17 protein-coding genes are annotated in these 16,657 nt (G+C 39.0%); 9 read left to right on the top strand and 8 right to left on the bottom strand.

Translation table 11 applies throughout. The features are described from left to right. Positions 1 to 32: 32 nt before the first annotated feature. The 3 genes from hemQ to gerQ all read left to right on the top strand — a co-directional run bounded on the left by hemQ (position 33) and on the right by gerQ (position 1,984). Positions 33 to 782, top strand: coding sequence for a hydrogen peroxide-dependent heme synthase (hemQ, locus tag MKX96_RS16765; protein ID WP_169361397.1), 750 nt, complete (start codon positions 33 to 35; stop codon positions 780 to 782). A 394-nt stretch (positions 783 to 1,176) separates the two neighbouring features. Beyond that, entirely contained in the window at positions 1,177 to 1,602 is a 426-nt protein-coding gene (locus MKX96_RS16770; protein WP_251557142.1) for a cell wall hydrolase, read from the top strand. A 19-nt stretch (positions 1,603 to 1,621) separates the two neighbouring features. Then, entirely contained in the window at positions 1,622 to 1,984 is a 363-nt protein-coding gene (gerQ, locus tag MKX96_RS16775) for a spore coat protein GerQ (protein ID WP_251557143.1), read from the top strand. Positions 1,985 to 2,479: 495 nt separating this feature from the next. Here gerQ and MKX96_RS16780 read toward each other — a convergent pair whose 3' ends face one another. The 4 genes from MKX96_RS16780 to MKX96_RS16800 form a co-directional block, all read right to left on the bottom strand. Beyond that, the gene (locus MKX96_RS16780; RefSeq protein ID WP_169361458.1) at positions 2,480 to 2,860 is read right to left on the bottom strand and encodes a DUF423 domain-containing protein; all 381 of its coding nucleotides are present in this window, start codon (positions 2,858 to 2,860) and stop codon (positions 2,480 to 2,482) included. Between the two features lie 21 nt (positions 2,861 to 2,881). Then, complete coding sequence (locus MKX96_RS16785; RefSeq protein ID WP_169361457.1) at positions 2,882 to 3,133, bottom strand: DUF5327 family protein; 252 nt, start codon at positions 3,131 to 3,133, stop codon at positions 2,882 to 2,884. A gap of 212 nt (positions 3,134 to 3,345) precedes the next feature. Next, complete coding sequence (ung, locus tag MKX96_RS16795) at positions 3,346 to 3,999, bottom strand: uracil-DNA glycosylase (RefSeq protein WP_340885540.1); 654 nt, start codon at positions 3,997 to 3,999, stop codon at positions 3,346 to 3,348. A 4-nt stretch (positions 4,000 to 4,003) separates the two neighbouring features. Next, a complete protein-coding gene (locus MKX96_RS16800) occupies positions 4,004 to 4,765 on the bottom strand; it encodes a DUF4230 domain-containing protein (RefSeq protein WP_340885543.1) in 762 nt (253 codons plus the stop codon). Positions 4,766 to 4,865: 100 nt separating this feature from the next. On the opposite strand from MKX96_RS16800, the gene MKX96_RS16805 reads away from it, so the two are divergent. From MKX96_RS16805 to MKX96_RS16825, 5 genes are all read left to right on the top strand, one after another. Beyond that, entirely contained in the window at positions 4,866 to 5,123 is a 258-nt protein-coding gene (locus tag MKX96_RS16805; protein ID WP_340885547.1) for a hypothetical protein, read from the top strand. Positions 5,124 to 5,188: 65 nt separating this feature from the next. After that, the gene (thiD, locus tag MKX96_RS16810; protein WP_340885550.1) at positions 5,189 to 6,022 is read left to right on the top strand and encodes a bifunctional hydroxymethylpyrimidine kinase/phosphomethylpyrimidine kinase; all 834 of its coding nucleotides are present in this window, start codon (positions 5,189 to 5,191) and stop codon (positions 6,020 to 6,022) included. A gap of 148 nt (positions 6,023 to 6,170) precedes the next feature. Beyond that, positions 6,171 to 6,521: a YojF family protein gene (locus tag MKX96_RS16815; protein ID WP_251557154.1), complete on the top strand. Its 351-nt coding sequence runs from the start codon at positions 6,171 to 6,173 to the stop codon at positions 6,519 to 6,521. A gap of 12 nt (positions 6,522 to 6,533) precedes the next feature. Then, on the top strand, positions 6,534 to 7,220 hold the full coding sequence (gene bshB2 / locus MKX96_RS16820) for a bacillithiol biosynthesis deacetylase BshB2 (protein WP_340885553.1): 687 nt from the start codon (positions 6,534 to 6,536) through the stop codon (positions 7,218 to 7,220). Positions 7,221 to 7,322: 102 nt separating this feature from the next. Then, positions 7,323 to 8,663, top strand: a complete 1,341-nt coding sequence (locus MKX96_RS16825) for a YjiH family protein (RefSeq protein ID WP_340885555.1) — start codon at positions 7,323 to 7,325, stop codon at positions 8,661 to 8,663. A gap of 488 nt (positions 8,664 to 9,151) precedes the next feature. Here the strand turns inward: MKX96_RS16825 and MKX96_RS16830 are convergent, their stop codons facing one another. From MKX96_RS16830 to MKX96_RS16840, 3 genes are all read right to left on the bottom strand, one after another. Further along, entirely contained in the window at positions 9,152 to 10,528 is a 1,377-nt protein-coding gene (locus MKX96_RS16830; protein WP_169360310.1) for an IS4 family transposase, read from the bottom strand. Positions 10,529 to 11,212: 684 nt separating this feature from the next. Continuing rightward, entirely contained in the window at positions 11,213 to 12,514 is a 1,302-nt protein-coding gene (locus MKX96_RS16835) for an NCS2 family permease (RefSeq protein ID WP_340885559.1), read from the bottom strand. 239 nt (positions 12,515 to 12,753) lie between these two features. Further along, positions 12,754 to 13,713, bottom strand: a complete 960-nt coding sequence (locus MKX96_RS16840; protein ID WP_340885562.1) for an L-threonine 3-dehydrogenase — start codon at positions 13,711 to 13,713, stop codon at positions 12,754 to 12,756. A 169-nt stretch (positions 13,714 to 13,882) separates the two neighbouring features. Here MKX96_RS16840 and MKX96_RS16845 point away from each other — a divergent pair, with 169 nt between their 5' ends. Next, the gene (locus MKX96_RS16845) at positions 13,883 to 14,509 is read left to right on the top strand and encodes a hypothetical protein (RefSeq protein ID WP_340885565.1); all 627 of its coding nucleotides are present in this window, start codon (positions 13,883 to 13,885) and stop codon (positions 14,507 to 14,509) included. A 933-nt stretch (positions 14,510 to 15,442) separates the two neighbouring features. Here MKX96_RS16845 and MKX96_RS16850 read toward each other — a convergent pair. Further along, on the bottom strand, positions 15,443 to 16,633 hold the full coding sequence (locus MKX96_RS16850) for a glycine C-acetyltransferase (RefSeq protein ID WP_340885568.1): 1,191 nt from the start codon (positions 16,631 to 16,633) through the stop codon (positions 15,443 to 15,445). Positions 16,634 to 16,657: the final 24 nt, after the last annotated feature.

The following is a 16,657-nucleotide window of genomic DNA, read 5'->3' on the forward strand; positions in this document are numbered from 1 at the left end:
CGAAATATTTATTAAAGGGAGTGTCTTATATAATGAATGAAGCAGCTATTACATTAGATGGTTGGTACGTTTTACATGATTTCCGCCAAATGGATTGGGCGTCATGGAAACAAGTCGATCCTGAACTTCGTAAACAAGCAACAGATGAGTTCGTTGCCTTTTTAGATGAATTACAACAAGCAGACGATGCAAAAACTGGAGCTCACGCTTTCTATACTATTGTGGGCCAAAAAGCAGACTTTATGTTAATGACGTTACGTCCAACTATGGATGAATTGCAAGAGCTAGAAGCGAGATTCAACAAGTTAACAATTGCTGACTTTACGATTCCTGCTTATTCATACGTATCAGTAGTAGAATTATCTAACTACCTGTCTGGTGAGTCAAATGAAGATCCATATCAAAATCCACATGTGCGCTCACGTCTATATCCACAACTTCAACGCTCTCAATACGTTTGCTTCTACCCAATGGACAAGCGTCGTGATGGCAACGATAACTGGTATATGCTTCCTATGGAGCAACGCAAAGAGTTAATGCGTAGCCATGGAATGATCGGTCGCAGCTATGCAGGAAAAGTGAAACAGATTATCTCAGGTTCTGTCGGCTTTGACGATTTTGAATGGGGAGTAACTTTATTCTCAGATGATGTACTTCAATTTAAAAAATTAGTATATGAAATGCGCTTTGATGAAGTAAGCGCTCGCTATGGCGAGTTCGGTTCGTTCTTCGTTGGTACTATTTTAGAAGGCGAAAAACGCTCTACATTTTTCAATCTTTAATATGAATATATAAAAGGCTGCCTTTTAGTAGTCTCAGACTGTAGCACAAACCCCATGAATTTTGGTGTTTGCCTACAGTCTTTTTCTTAAGATGGAGATAAAGCTTGTTAATGCCGCTTCGAGCGGACGCTTTCCGCGGGCACGGCTTCAGCCGCTTCCCTCGCTGCGCTCCAATCTCAATAATGTTTCTTATTAAATGACGGAGAGGCAAACCGTGGGCTACTCAGTCCATATCACAGACTTAACCTGGATTCCCCGGAAAAGGGGAAGAAATCGAAATTGTTTCTACACCTTTTGTCTACAATCTGAGACTGCCTTTGGGTAGTCTTTTTTATATGCAAAATTTGTCATGATAGGTCATTTCTTAACATAGTTTAATGTAGGAGGTGATGCATTGGCGGTAGTTCGTGCGACTTCGAAAGACATCGATCTACTAGCAAGGCTAATGCGAGCAGAAGCAGAGGGCGAAGGCGAACTAGGAATGCTAATGGTTGGTAATGTAGGTGTAAATCGAGTTCGTACAGCTTGTTTAGATTTTACAGATATACGAAACCTCGAGCAAATGGTTTTTCAACGTCCCGGTGGCTTTGAGGCAACTACTAAGCCATACTTTTACCAGCGTGCAAGAGATAGTGATCTAAAACTAGCACAACGTGTAGTTAACGGTGAGCGTTTTCATCCTGCTACCAGATCATTATGGTTTTTTGATCCAGGCGAGAGTACTCCATGTCCTGCACAATGGTATGGTCAATGGAATACCGGACGCTTTAAAGCACACTGTTTCTTTTCGCCTACCGAAGAAGAATGTCCAGAGATTTAAAAAAAGAGAGGATGTATAAATGGTTCAGTATTATTGGTATCCAGGTGGCTATCCAAACCAACAGTACTCGCAAGGGCAACAGGTTCCGGGGCAACAACCGCCCCAACAGCAATATACTCCTGGGATCCAAATACCTGCTGGTGGACGGTCAGCAGAAGAATCCTATGTGGAGAACATTTTAAGAGCCAACAAAGGAAAACTAGGAACTTTTTATTTTACTTTTGAAAACAATGCAACACGAAACAATGTAGTCCTGAACGGATATGTAGAAGCTGCTGGACGCGATCATGTGATTATTAGTGATCAAAATGGGAAACGATACTTAATGTTAATGATTTACTTTGATTATGCGACGTTCGATGAAGAAATAAATTACTATTAACCATAGGCAAGGCTTATTCTTTTGGAGTAAGCCTTTTTCTATTTTTATAGGATTTCTAGTGACAAAAAGCAGGACTAAGAGATTGTCGATTTCTGCTTTTAATAAATACATAGACAGTAAAGGCTTAATAATAGACACTTTGTATAAAAGATAAGAATCCCTAATTTCCGTTCCTGCCGGACGCTTTCCGCAGCCTTCCACTCCAATTAACTAGTATCTTCCTACTAGGAAAAACACCTTTCCATAATAAAGCTAAGGAAGTTAACCATCACATGAGTTAAACCAAGTAATCCCTTAACCTAAATTCCTACAAGGCAACTTACAATATTGTTGCGACAAAAGATCATCATTAAAAAGTAAGTAACTTTCCTAATCATTTAGATAGTGATATACGAAAATGCATAAATCACATAATAAAAAACCCGCAAATGATAGACTGATGTCTACATCTACGGGACAGTTAAGAAACTCTAGAGATTACTTTTTCAAAGAGGATTAATTTGCATATTTTACGGCTGCAACGATTAGCATAACCCAGCCGATTAGGAATGCCACTCCACCGATTGGTGTGATTGCTCCTAAAATACTAATTCCCGTTAAGCTAAGTACGTACAGACTTCCAGAGAAAATAACGATACCCGCAAGGATTAAATAGCCTGCTACGTTTAACTGTGACACTGGTCCTAATAGCTTACTGCTCATTAAAATACCAATGGCAACTAATGCAAGCGCATGAAACATTTGATATTGAACCGCTGTTTCCCATGTCGCTAAATACTTGTCAGCAACCCGACCTTCTAATAAATGTGCTCCGAATGCTCCAAGGGCTACGGATAAGAAGCCATTAATAGCACCTGCGATGATAAAAAATTTCAAGTTGTTCCCTACTTTCTTTTATTAAAAATCAAATAATGACTCTCCGTTTGCATCGTCTTCCTTCAAGGGTGCAGAAGGCGCTGTTAAGGTCGCTGTCTTCACGGAGGGCGTTTGAAGTACTGTTGGACTTTCTGTTAGTGGCACAGTTAGAGCTACGTCACATAAAGCCTTTATAGCAGCTAGACTTTCCCGGATGGATTGTTCCCCCGACGCAGTCTTTGCCTCTTGAAGCTGTTTTTCTATTTGCATTAAAATCTGTCTGTTCGAAATCACTTGTTATGCCCCTCCAGTTGCTTTGGTTCAAATTTTAAGCACTCCACGCCTGAGGATCTTTTGACTAACGCAGAAGGAAGCTCCTTTGTTTTAAATTGGTAAGCCCTACAGCCACGTGGATGATTCGCATCCCAGGTGGTAAAAAAATGTCGACACTTAAAACAATTTACAGCCAATTTCTCTCCCTACTTTCTATCGTTATCCTAGCATAATTAGAGGCAAAAATCGATTGGCTTTTCATTCATTGACACTAACTGTTCATTTATTTGAGAATAGGGTCTGCTTCCCAAGAATCCTCGGTGAGCACTTAGAGGGCTTGGGTGAGTTGATTGAATGATGTGGTGTTTGGTCGTGTCGATCAGCTTTAACTTAGCTTGTGCAGGCTTACCCCATAAAACAAAAATAATCGGCTTTTCGTGTTCAGAGAGTTTTTGTATAACGGTATCTGTGAATCGCTCCCAGCCCATGCCTTTATGCGAATTTGCCTCACCTGCTCTGACAGTTAAAACCGTATTTAACAGCAAAACACCCTGCTTCGCCCATTTTTCTAGATAACCGTGAGAAGGAATAGAACATCCTAAATCCTCCTCTAGCTCTTTTAGCATGTTACGCAAGCTTGGTGGAATTTTAACTCCTGGCTTTACTGAGAAACTTAAGCCATGGGCCTGTCCTGGACCATGATATGGGTCTTGACCTAGTATAACCACCTTTACAGCATCGTATGGTGTTAAACGAAACGCACTTCCCACCTCTTCTCGTGGTGGATAGATCGTGTGTTCAGCATATTCCTTATCTAGAAAGGACTGTAGCTCCTTAAAGTAAGGCTTATCCCATTCGACGCCTAATATTTCTTTCCAATTTGGCATTTAATCACTCCTTAAACTCCACTTGCACGTCATATTCAATGAGCTGGAACATTTCCTGTACGGATTTTACGGCATTTTCTTCTGCAAGCTCCAGAATACCTTGTCCGGTAGATTCTTCAATCATCATTTCTTTGGCAGTTGCAGCTAGTTCATATGCTTCTTCTATGTCTGCCTTTTCTCGAAATAACCCCTCAGAAGATAACACCTCTACTTGGTCAAAAAATATTTCGGGACCTCCTAGAAATTCTGGTTTTGGCAATGTTAAAATAGCAGTCTTGTTTTCTTCATTAACCTTAATATCTGATTCGGTTACCTCTGAAAAATTAACCCCTGCCTTCACGGACCCGGGAACTACTACTAAAAGTTGCCTTTTGGTTCCTGGCAAGTCTAATCCAATCTCTTTTCCAAATACTTTATTATCTTCTTCTTTTAAAATTACCTTCGTATATGCTTGTGCAGTTGTTAGCTCATTTAGACCTTGTACTCTTTCAACAAAGATGCTCTTTGATTCGGTAAAGGTACTCCCTTGAATTGCCCAAAATGCGGCAAACGGTAACGCTGCAAGAAGTAAAAAAGCTAGGACAGAGATGATTAGAATTGATTTATATTTGAATCTAGATAAAAATAATGGCATCTTCCAGAGGCTTAACCCTCCTCGCCTTGGAGAATCTTCTACGATGGTAGCAGCACTTTCCTCATTTTGAGCTTTCAATTCTTTTAATAGCTTTTCCATTTCCCGAATCTTGTCACCTTGTTTCATCTTCATCCCTCTCCTTCTATTAAACTACTACGTTTACAGTATCGAAAAGTTTCCCTATTAACAACTATTCCGCCCAATGATACGATGGTAAAAAGGGGAAATGCATATGGCAAATTTTGAATTTCGAGAAAAACTAAAAAAACTGGAGAATGCTGCTGTAAAAAACGATGTTCCACCAAAAGCAACGAGTATGGGTTTCGGTTGCTTTTTACTAGGAACTATATTTTTTATAGGAATCCTTGTTTACTTAACTATCTCACTTTATATAAATAAAATTTATATTGGCGGGACGATAACTCTTTTCGTTTCAATCACATTTGCTTTTATAGTGTTCAAGCTTTGGACTGCTCCAAAGCTGCCGTAATTGAATTTTCATATCTATCTGATACAATTAATGAAATAACTTTCACGCAAAAGGAGAACTTTTACATGTCTATTAAAAAAACGTTAACAATTGCAGGTTCTGATACTTCTGGCGGTGCTGGTATACAAGCAGATTTAAAAACATTCCAAGAGCATGGAACCTATGGTATGAATGTTCTCACCGTCATCGCTACAATGGACCCGGATAATAATTGGAGTCACCATGTGTTTTCCCTTCCTGTGGATGAAATTAAACGTCAAGCGAAAACAGCTCTATCCACTAATGTAGATGCTATTAAAACCGGTATGCTAAGTACGGAGGATATAATCGAAGCAGCAGGTAAAATTATTGAAGAGTCCGGTGTGACTAGTATCGTAATCGATCCTGTCATGGTTTGTAAGGGTGAAGATGAGGTATTGAACCCAGGTACTGTAGACTCCATGATCACTCATTTATTGCCACGTGCACTTGTTGTTACTCCAAATCTATTTGAAGCTGGTCAGCTTTCAGGACTAGGAATACTTAAATCAATCGAAGACATGAAGGCAGCTGCCGAAAAAATTCATGCGCTTGGGGCAAAAAACGTAGTGATCAAGGGCGGTAAACAATTGGCCCACGATAAAGCAGTTGACCTTTTCTATGATGGACAAACTCACACATTATTAGAAACAGAAAAAACGGAAACGACTTATAACCATGGTGCTGGCTGTACATTTGCTGCTGCGATTACAGCAAACCTAGCAAATGGTCTTTCTGTTGCTGAGTCTGTACTTGAGGCTAAAGAATTTGTTTCTTCTGCAATCGCTCACGGCTGGAAGTTAAACCAATACGTAGGACCTGTACTTCATGGCGCTAAAGGAAAATTCGGTGCTCCAGAAGTGACAACAACTACAGTCTAATAAACCCCTTACTCGCAAAGTCTAACAGGGCTTTGCGAGTTTTTACTTGTATGGTAAATTGCCATCAGAACGGCGGCTCAATCATTCGCTTGCTGAACTATTTTTCATTATACTATTAACAGACAGTATGCTAGGAGGCAATGAAAGTATGGAAATAGTGAATAAGGAACAATTACAAGAGCTATTAAATAGCTTTGCAAATGAAGATGTATACATTCATTTAGAAACAACAAATGGTGCTTATGCCACTCATTTCAACGAAAACGTATTTAATGCTGGTGCATTTATTCGTAATGTGGTGATTCGCTACGAGCTTGGTAAGGTAGCTGGAGAAGCTCCTCATCGTGTAGGTTTAAAGCTCCCTCACGGATGGGTATATGCTCAAGGTATTACACATTATGAATTAGATGAGCATGGAAGATTATTAATGGCTGGCCACGATCAAAGTGGAAAGCTTGCGGTAGCACTTGAAATCAGCAAAACACCGTTTACATATTAAGGAGGAAGAAAAATGACTTTACCAATGGAACGATCCGTGTTGGTCGTATTCCCTCACCCTGATGACGAGGCTTTTGGAGTTTCTGGAACAATAGCTACTTATGTAAAACAAGGAATCCCTGTTACATATGCATGCTTGACTCTAGGGGAAATGGGTCGCAATCTTGGAAACCCTCCTTTTGCAACTCGCGAGACACTGCCACAAGTTAGAAAGCAAGAGTTGCTTGCTTCTGCAAAGTCTATGGGTGTTACCGATTTAAGAATGATGGGTCTTCGTGACAAAACAGTAGAATTTGAAGATGATGAAAAAATGGTCCAAATGATGGAGGATTTAATCGCTGATACGAATCCTTCTTTAGTTATTACCTTCTATCCTAACTACGCTGTGCATCCTGACCATGATGCTACCGGTAGAGCGATGATTCGTGCTGTACGCAGAATGCCAAAGGATCAACGTCCAAAAGTTTATGCACTAGCTTTTTCGAATGATTCGAAAGAGGTATTAGGAGAACCAGACATCATCCATAACATTTCTGAATCGAGTGAAGAAAAAATGGGTTCTATGCGTGCCCACATTTCTCAAACGGCTTGGATGCTAGAAGAAATGGAAAAACGTCTAGCAGACGGAGAACCAGAAGCAGAAAACTGGTTACACTTTGAACGCTTCTACACATACGATTTTAATAAAGATTTCGAATAATAGAACATTGCTCATAGCTATAGACTTAGCTTCTCTAATGAATTATCATGTGTAAAACATCTATTTCATGCATAATTATTCAAAAAGAAAGTTGGCCTTCACTTGAAAAAATTCAGCTTATTTACTTGGCTTCTCTTTCTTCTCCCTTCTATAGCTGGTGTCATCCTTTTCATGATCCCGCTACCAATCGGAGGAGAAATAAAGATTCCTATCGCATGGTTTGCAAGTCTATTATCTGGTGTACTTGAACCTATTGTTCATTGGATTGCTTTAATTACCTTATTTCTTGCGGCTATTGGTTCTCTAATATTTTTATTTATACCAAAGAACGAATCATTTATTAACAATCTTTTTAAGGTTTCTATATTTTGGACAATCACAAGAGTAGTCGGTGCAATTTTTTCTGTCTTAATCATTTTCCAAATTGGCCCAGAGGCTATTTGGAATGAGGATACAGGAGGGCTTTTGTTAGCTCCTGATGGATTAGTTTCCTTCCTATTTACCATTTTCTTATTTGCTGGCTTATTACTGCCACTCCTATTGAATTTTGGGCTATTGGAATTTTTCGGCACGATGATGGTTAAAATCATGCGCCCTCTATTTAAGCTTCCAGGACGATCAGCAGTTGATGCACTTACATCCTGGGTTGGAGATGGAACAATAGGAGTCTTGTTGACGAGCAGACAATATGAAGAAGGCTATTATACAAAAAAAGAAGCTGCAATTATTGGCTCCACTTTTTCCGTTGTATCTATAACCTTCTGTATCGTTGTATTGGAACAAGTTGGTTTAGAGAAATACTTTGCTCCTTATTACTTAACCGTACTACTATGTGGTGTTGTCCTGGCATTTATCATGCCTCGTATTTATCCTTTAGCTGGCAAAGAAGATGTGCATATTGATGGTCGCCCATTAGACTTGGATGCAGAGAAATTTCCTGAAAATTATAATGCTGTCACACATGGTTTAGAAAATGCCTTAAAAACAGCAGATAAAAATCGCTCTATTACGAAGTTCTTCTCTGATGGAATTAAGAATGTTATCGATATGTATATTGGTGTTGCTCCAGTAGTATTAGCATTTGGAACTATTGCATTAATGCTCGCAGAGTATACCCCTTTCTTCACTATATTAGGTAAACCATTTGAGCCACTGCTTCTATTATTCGGAATACCTGAGGCTGCTGAGGCTGCACAAACAATGGTAGTTGGCTTTGCCGATATGTTCCTGCCTACTATTTTAGGTGCATCAATTGACTCTGAGCTTACAAGATTCTTTATAGCAACTATGTCAGTTACTCAGTTGATCTACATGTCTGAGGTTGGCGGATTATTACTCGGCTCTAAAATACCGGTTAACTTTAAAGACTTAATCGTTATTTTCTTATTACGTACGCTGATTTCATTCCCAATCATAGCAGCAGTTGCACATATACTATTTTAAAAGGAAAACGCTTGGAAAACTCCAAGCGTTTTTTCTATAGTGTTAGAAATCAACTAACGAAGGTCACCAGAGTTATTAAGATAAAAGCAATACTAAAGAAAATAGCTCTTATTTTAATGGAACGTCTAACTAACTCCTCATCTACTCGAGGATCTTCCAGTTAGGCTTTTTTATTGGCTATGTTAAAGGGTAGGGTTGATTTATAAAGCAAAGAAATCTTTAAACCATAGAGTAGAATTGATTTTTCGCACCAGCCGGACGCTTTTTCGCGGGGTGAGCGATAAGCCATCAACCATCGCTATCGCACGTGGTTGTGACGTCTTATCTGTCTCACTCATCCCGCTGCATAGCTATCAAGTTAAGAAAAATTTACGTCATTCACTCTCATATGAACTGGTATTTTTGAAAATTAGACCATATGAAATTAACACTTTTTGGTTTAACCAAAAAATGTAAGTTTAATTTCTTTCTATACAGGGCATAGAATACTAACTGTAATTTGCACCGAGTATAATCAATGGATCCTTTTCAGGTGGCCCTTTTGTTTTCAATGCATGTTTACAAAGAGCACCATGAAACCTTTTCAGTACCCCATTGGTAAGCTTGGTGTATTTTTTTATGCTTTCAAACATCAAGCGAATAAAGCGTAGTGCAACTGAGATGCCCTTTTGAATGCTTATCTCTATTCTAGATTTCTCTAGCAAGAATAAACGTGCCTGATAAGTTGTTGTAGTTGTGATTAGAAACAATAATAAATGAGCGAAAAAATGACATAGGACACGTTCTTCCTTTATCTGTTTATAAAAAGTGGTCGGGAAATTAGATTTCCATCCTTTAAACAATAACTCGATCTGCCAGCGCAATCGGTAAAGGTCCATCACTTTCTCAGCTGGGATAGTATCCGGGAGGTTTGTCATAATAATCGTCGCCCCATCTAGCGCTCTTACGTGCTCCTTTGTCTGGTAACGTGAATGTTTACGTTTATACTGATCACTTTTATCTTGTTCCTCTGTATGGCGATACAAAATTAAACGGGTAGGGAATTTATAGTCATACCCCACATAAACTTCCTCCCATTCCCTTACGGAGCCACGCTCCATTTGTTCCAGGTGCTCTGCCAAAGATTCCTTCTGATAAAAAGAGGATTTGACGACCCTGCCATCGGCATGGTAACGAGGGTTGGGATTCCCTGTATAGATAGAACAATCTGGTCGAACTCTAGAGACGAAATAGCCCCCGGACTCATCAATTTTTTGGAAGGTGGGTAGATGGAAATAACCCAAGTCTTGTAGAAATAAATCGCCAGGTGAGACCGTCTCTAATCGATTCTTCCCATATAGAGAATCGTTTTCCTTTCCGTTCATCCAGTCAGCCAATATGAACTGTCCTGTCAGGAATTCATACTCCAGTTGGCATTTTAATTCGGCTCGATAGACGCCAGGAAAAGTCTCCTTCAAATCCGAAGGAAGGGAATGGATGGTCGCGTCTATTATACGGATCCTCTCACAAAATTTTCGTAGTTCGTCACTGATCGGCAACTGATAATTTAACTCCACTTGTATAAAATGTTCCAAACACTTTTTTAGAAATACGATTAATTCTTTATTTAAACGTTGGTTTATTGCCTCTGGAGTCATAGAAATATGACAGGTTTCTTCTAATGACAGGCTGAGCTCGCGTAGCGAACTGCCGGCCAGGTTTCCGCAATGATAAAGAAGGATGTGGAGAAATGAATACGCATCAAGCTTTCGTTTTCGTTTGATCCATCCTGATTCTTTGGCCCAACAATCCAACTTATCTGGGGAAAATAGTTTATACAATTGTTCCATTAAGAGTTTCCATTCGTCTAAATCTGTTTTTTTCATGTGAAGCACCTCCTGTTGGTTAGTTTTCTATACCAACCTCGAGGGTTTTTATAAACTTCTTAACTTGATAGCTATGTCATCCCGCTGGAGTCGCCGTCTGTCGCTACAATCAATAAATAGGAACATCTTTGATGCATCGATAAATTGCTTATAAATTTACTCGCATAAATAAAGCCGAAAAACTGTACCCAATCCCAATTTTCATCATCTATTTATGATTTTAATAGTAATTTGAATGTCCTTTTAATATTGCTGACAGTCACTATAAAAAAGAATTGTTAGTCAAAATCCACAAATAACTTCAACAAAGCTTTTTTATTTAATAAACCGACAGTTTTTGTTGAATTCCTATATTGCCATGTAGAAATTACATAGCAATAAATAAAAAAACATGAAATCGATAACTTGATTTCATGTTTTTCTTGTTTTTTAAGTTAGGTAATTTCTTGTTTCCATTCTACTTGTTTGGAGAGGAAGCGGCGACTCCTGGGGGAACAGCGCGAGCTGAAAGCCCCACAGGAGCAAAGTGACGAGGAGATTGAAGCCGTGCCCCCGGAAAGCGTCCGCTGTAACGGAAAACAACTACAGGAATTTGAATAGAAGCACCGAAAACTTTACCAGTCCGTAGATTTTTTGAGTCTTTTTATTTGGAGGAGATTTTATCTCAACCTTTATTTATATTTATTAGTGTGGCAAAAAAATTAATTGAAATGCAAATAGGATAGCGAAGATATAAAGCATGATATTAACCTTTTTCGCTTCCCCTTTAATTAATTTCAACAGCGGATAAACGATAAACCCAAAAGCAATACCTGTTGAAATGCTTGATGTAAGGGGCATAATCAAGATAATTAAAAATGCTGGGAATGCTTCGTCAAATTTACTCCACTCAATCTCTTTTACAGATCCAATCATCAATGCGCCAACAATGATTAAGGTTGGCGAGGTAATAGCTGCAACACCAGACAGCGCACCTACTAAAGGTCCGAAGAATGATGCAACGATGAAAAGCACAGCTACAGTTAAGCTAGTTAAACCAGTACGACCACCAACAGCTACACCAGAGGAAGACTCAACAAATGCTGTTGTTGGACTAGTTCCGAACATTGATCCAACAGTAGTAGCTACTGAATCTGCTAATAGCGCTTGGCGTGCTCGTGGAAGCTTATCATCTTTCATCAAGCCAGCTTGCTTAGCAACACCAACCATCGTACCTGTTGTATCGAAAAGCGTAACTAAAATAAAGGAAAATACTACTCCATATAAACCGTAAGAAATAACCTGTCCAATTGCCTCTATTGGATTCCAAATTAAAATACCTTCTGGTAGATGAGGAAGAGCTACCACTTTTTCAATATGTAATTGTCCAGTAAGCGCAGCTACAATACCAGTAACGACCATACCGATAAATAATGCACCATTTATATTACGCACCATCAAAATGACTGTGATTATTAAACCAAATAACGTCAGCAAAACACCTGGAGAAGTTAAATCTCCTAACATCACCAAATTGCTATCACTAGCAACAACTACCTTTGACATACGTAAGCCTAAGAAAGCAATAAACAAACCGATCCCTGCAGTAATGGCATACTTCAAATTAGAGGGAATAGCGGTTATTAGCTTCTCGCGTAAAGGTGTTAAAGATAAAATAATAAAAATTATACCCGCTACAAAAACAGCTGCAAATGCTGTTAAATAATCAATTTTACCATCTGATGCTAATACAACTGCATAAGTGAAATATGCGTTTAACCCCATTCCAGGAGCTATAGCAATTGGATAGTTGGCGCAAATCGCCATCCATAATGTGCCGATAACAGCAGAAATAATTGTTGCCATAAATACTTGGTCCAGTGGTACACCTGCATCCGATAGAATAATTGGATTTACCACTACAATATATACCATAGTAAGGAATGTGGTCATTCCTGCTATAAGCTCTGTCTTCACATTGGTACCGTGTTCCTTCAAACGAAACATCTTATTACCTTCTTCCTTAAACACGAACGATTTTAACAACATTAATCATATTATTCGTTTTTTAGATAAATTTCAACCCTTTTAGTTAAATTTATTATTCTCTAAAAACTTTGTTAAAGATTTGGCATGAAATATATTCTACTTAGTATTGCATTAAAAGGCATGTTTATGAATAAATGGAACTGTCTTGAAGAAAAAAGCTATTAATAATTTAAGCCATACACAAAAAAACAGGCCCTTTATAAGGAGCCTGCAGTTTTTTTAATTTTTAATGTTTGTAGCATATCTTTTGTCATAGCGTCTAAATCATATTTATACGAGAAGCCCCACTCTTCTTTCGCTGCTGTCGCATCAATATTATCTGGCCAGCTGTTAGCAATCGCTTGGCGCACTGGATCCACATCATAGCTCATCTGGAAGTTTGGTATTTCCTTTCGGATAGAGGCTGCAATTTGTTCCGGTTCAAAGCTCATTGCTGTTACATTAAATGCATTTCGATGAATCAATTTTGATGGATCTGCCTCCATTAAATCGACAATTGCTTGAAGTGCATCCGGCATATACATCATATCCATAAATGTTCCTTCTGCGATATAAGAAGTGTAAGCGCCATCCTCTAATGCTTTATAGTAAATGTCTACAGCATAGTCAGTTGTTCCCCCGCCTGGTAATGTCTCGTTTGAAATCAACCCTGGGAAACGCACTCCTCTAGTATCCAATCCAAATTTATGGAAGTAGTAATCACATAACAATTCTCCAGATACTTTGTTTACTCCATACATTGTAGTTGGACGCTGTAATGTATCCTGTGGCGTGTCTTTCTTAGGAGTTGATGGCCCAAAAGCGCCTATAGAACTCGGTGTAAAGAATTGCATCCCTAGCTCACGTGAAGCTTCCAAAGCATTTACTAAACCACCCATATTTAAATTCCATGCTAAAAGTGGCTTTGCTTCTGCTGTTGCAGAAAGTAATGCTGCCATATGAACCATTGTATCTGCTTGGAATTCCTTCGCCAGCTGATACATTTTTTCACCATCTGTTACATCTAAAATATCAAAGGGACCACTTTCCGTTACTGGAGATACTATATGTCTGATATCTGTTGCCAAAATATTATTTGAACCATATTCTTTTCGTAATTTCGTCACTAGCTCCGAGCCAATTTGTCCTAATGCTCCGGTAACCATTATTTTTTTCATCTTTATTTCTCCCTTTCAAAAACATTTGTATTTTTGGGAAGTACATTATATTAATAAAATACCTTGATACGACTATGTTTGTCAGGAATTAATTATATCGTGTTCATTCGTGAAATACAACTATATACATTTTCGATTTTTGGTATAATAATTAGATTAGGAGGTATTTATGAAAATAATAAAGTACGCACTCATCTTTGTATTAGGGGTAATATTGGCAACAGCTATGATGTTTCTAGAGTTACCGTTCTGGTTCATTTATGTATCAGTTGTAGTAATTTATTTACTTTTGTTAGTCGCCCCACAAATGTATACCGTTTATAAATCCAAGAACCTAAATAAAATAGAACAATACTTGGAAAAGAATAAACGAAAACCCATATTTGCTTACCCGCTAGCTTTAAAAACTGGTGATCAAGAACAAATTGTTCGCTCCATAGAGGAGATTTTGAAAAGACACAAACAACCCTATATGCAGGAAGTATATAAAACCATGTTGGCACTTTTTGAAAACAACGTCTCCAAATTTGAGCAGCTAGCCAAACAAATAAGCAAAGAACCACTTCGTACTTATTACATAGCATACGCAGAAGCACTTAAAGGAAATTTCGACGAGGCCAATACTCTAAAAAATCAACTACCAAAAGAATGGATGCAGCACGCAATTGCAGCTGTCATAGCTAAACAACAAGACAACATCGATCTCTTTGAGAAAGAAGTAAACATATGCATCGACCTAGCAACAGGCGTTCAAAAATATAGTCTCTATTACTCTTTTCAATTGGATACATATTGAGGGAAGTTGTTGAGTGAGTGTTGACCGACCGATTATTCAGGGAAACCGACCGATTATGGACCAGAACCAACCGATTATTTGAGAAAAGCGACCGATTTTTGAATCGAACCGACCGATTATGAGTAAAAACCGACCGATTCCAATAAAAAAGCCCGCCTTGGCGGGCTTTTTCGTATATTACGTTGACCCCTCTCTCACTTTTAGGTGCAGACCCACTCTTTAGGTGACAATTTCTCTATTTTATGTAGCACTTCACACTCATTTAGGTGCAACTAGCTCTGGTTTATGGGACACTTTTCGGGGTTTATGGGCGCTCCTACTTTTTATGGGACACTTTCATCCATTTATGGGACACTACTAACCTATTTATGGGCACCTTTCGCTCATTTATGGGACACTTTTCGAGGTTTATGGGCGCTCCTACTTTTTATGGGTCAATTTCGCGTTTTTATAGGACACTTCTAACCTATTTACGGGCGCCTTTCGCTCATTTATGGGACACTTTTTGGAGTTTACGGGCGCTTCTACTCTTTATGGGTCATTTTCATCCTTTTATAGGACACTTCTAACCTATTTACGGGCGCCTTTCGCTCATTTATGGGACACTTTTTGGAGTTTACGGGCGCTTCTACTCTTTATGGGTCATTTTCATCCTTTTATGCGACTCTTCTAACCTATTTACGGGCGCCTTTCGCTCATTTATGGGACACTTTTCGGGGTTTATGGGCGCTTCTACTCTTTATGGGACATTTTCGTCTTTTTATAGGACACTTCTAACCTATTTACGGGCCCCTACCACATGTTTATTGGCGGTTCACCAACATTCCACCTGAGCTCCTTACCCTATAACTCGCCCATTCTTTTATTCCAGCTGCCACCCCACACCACCCCACAAAAAAAGCTACCAAATTAATTGGTAGCCGTTATTCATTCTTATTTAATTACGCCTAGCTCTTTTCCTACTTTTTCATAGGTAGCGATGGCTTCGTCTAGCATTTCTTTTGTATGGGCTGCTGTTGGCATGTTGCGAACTCGGCCGGTTCCTTTAGGTACTGTTGGGAACACGATGGATTTCGCGTAGACACCTTCTTCAAACAGTCGTTTAGAGAATTGTTGCGTTAGCTTTTCGTCTCCGATGATGCATGGAGTGATTGGTGTTTCAGAGTCACCGATGTTAAATCCAAGCTTCGATAGGCCAGCTTTAAGATAGTCTCCATTTTCCCATAGCTTGTCATGAAGCTCTGTAGAATCGATAATCATTTGGACTGCTGCAGTGATTGCTGCTACATCGCCAGGTGGTAAGGCTGTAGAGAATAGGAATGGACGTGAACGAACCTTTAACCAGTCGATTAAGTCCTTCTTCCCTGCAACATATCCGCCAACGACTCCGATTGCTTTAGAAAGAGTACCGATTTGGAAATCGATTTCTTTTTCTAGGCCAAAGTGCTTCACTGTTCCTTTACCTTTACCTGTCACACCAGAGCCATGTGCATCATCCACATAGGTGATTAGGTCAAACTCTTTTGCTATTTCTACGATTTCTGGAAGCTTCGCGATGTCACCATCCATAGAGAAAACACCATCAGTAATGACCATTACTTTGTTGTATTGTCCAGATTCTGTAGCTTCTTTTGCTTTCTTGCGAAGATCCTCCATGTCGGAGTGATTAAATGGGATGATTTTAGCTTTTGAAAGTCGGCAACCATCGATAATGGATGCATGGTTTAACTGATCAGAAAGAATCGCATCATTTTTATCCATTACTGCGGAGATAGCAGCCATGTTGCAGTTAAAACCAGATTGATAAGAAATTGCTGCTTCTGTTCCCTTGAATTCAGCAAGCTTTTCTTCTAGCTTTACGTGTAGGTCTAGCGTGCCGTTAATCGTACGTACCGCTCCTGCTCCTACTCCATATTTATCTATCGTTTCTTTTGCAATACGCTTCAACTCATCATTTGTAGCTAGTCCTAGGTAATTGTTTGAGGATAGATTGATTAGCTCGTTACCGCCAACTATAATTGTTGGTCCGTTCGCTCCCTCTACTGGATCGATTTCGTTATATAGACCTTGACTCTTTAGTTGCTCTAGGTTTTCTGTCAGAAAACTATTTAATACTTTAGACAAGTTCATCTTCCTTTCACACAAATA

It is taken from the genome of Psychrobacillus sp. FSL W7-1493 (genome assembly GCF_038004905.1).
Taxonomy (GTDB): domain Bacteria; phylum Bacillota; class Bacilli; order Bacillales_A; family Planococcaceae; genus Psychrobacillus.

Coding starts and splice junctions, on each gene's coding strand:
- hemQ (WP_169361397.1), top strand. CDS start 33: ATGAATGAAGCAGCTATTACATTAGATGGTTGGTACGTTTTACATGAT.
- gerQ (WP_251557143.1), top strand. CDS start 1,622: ATGGTTCAGTATTATTGGTATCCAGGTGGCTATCCAAACCAACAGTAC.
- ung (WP_340885540.1), bottom strand. CDS start 3,999: ATGCCAAATTGGAAAGAAATATTAGGCGTCGAATGGGATAAGCCTTAC.
- MKX96_RS16800 (WP_340885543.1), bottom strand. CDS start 4,765: ATGAAGATGAAACAAGGTGACAAGATTCGGGAAATGGAAAAGCTATTA.
- MKX96_RS16805 (WP_340885547.1), top strand. CDS start 4,866: ATGGCAAATTTTGAATTTCGAGAAAAACTAAAAAAACTGGAGAATGCT.
- thiD (WP_340885550.1), top strand. CDS start 5,189: ATGTCTATTAAAAAAACGTTAACAATTGCAGGTTCTGATACTTCTGGC.
- MKX96_RS16815 (WP_251557154.1), top strand. CDS start 6,171: ATGGAAATAGTGAATAAGGAACAATTACAAGAGCTATTAAATAGCTTT.
- bshB2 (WP_340885553.1), top strand. CDS start 6,534: ATGACTTTACCAATGGAACGATCCGTGTTGGTCGTATTCCCTCACCCT.
- MKX96_RS16830 (WP_169360310.1), bottom strand. CDS start 10,528: ATGAAAAAAACAGATTTAGACGAATGGAAACTCTTAATGGAACAATTG.
- MKX96_RS16835 (WP_340885559.1), bottom strand. CDS start 12,514: ATGTTTCGTTTGAAGGAACACGGTACCAATGTGAAGACAGAGCTTATA.
- MKX96_RS16840 (WP_340885562.1), bottom strand. CDS start 13,713: ATGAAAAAAATAATGGTTACCGGAGCATTAGGACAAATTGGCTCGGAG.
- MKX96_RS16845 (WP_340885565.1), top strand. CDS start 13,883: ATGAAAATAATAAAGTACGCACTCATCTTTGTATTAGGGGTAATATTG.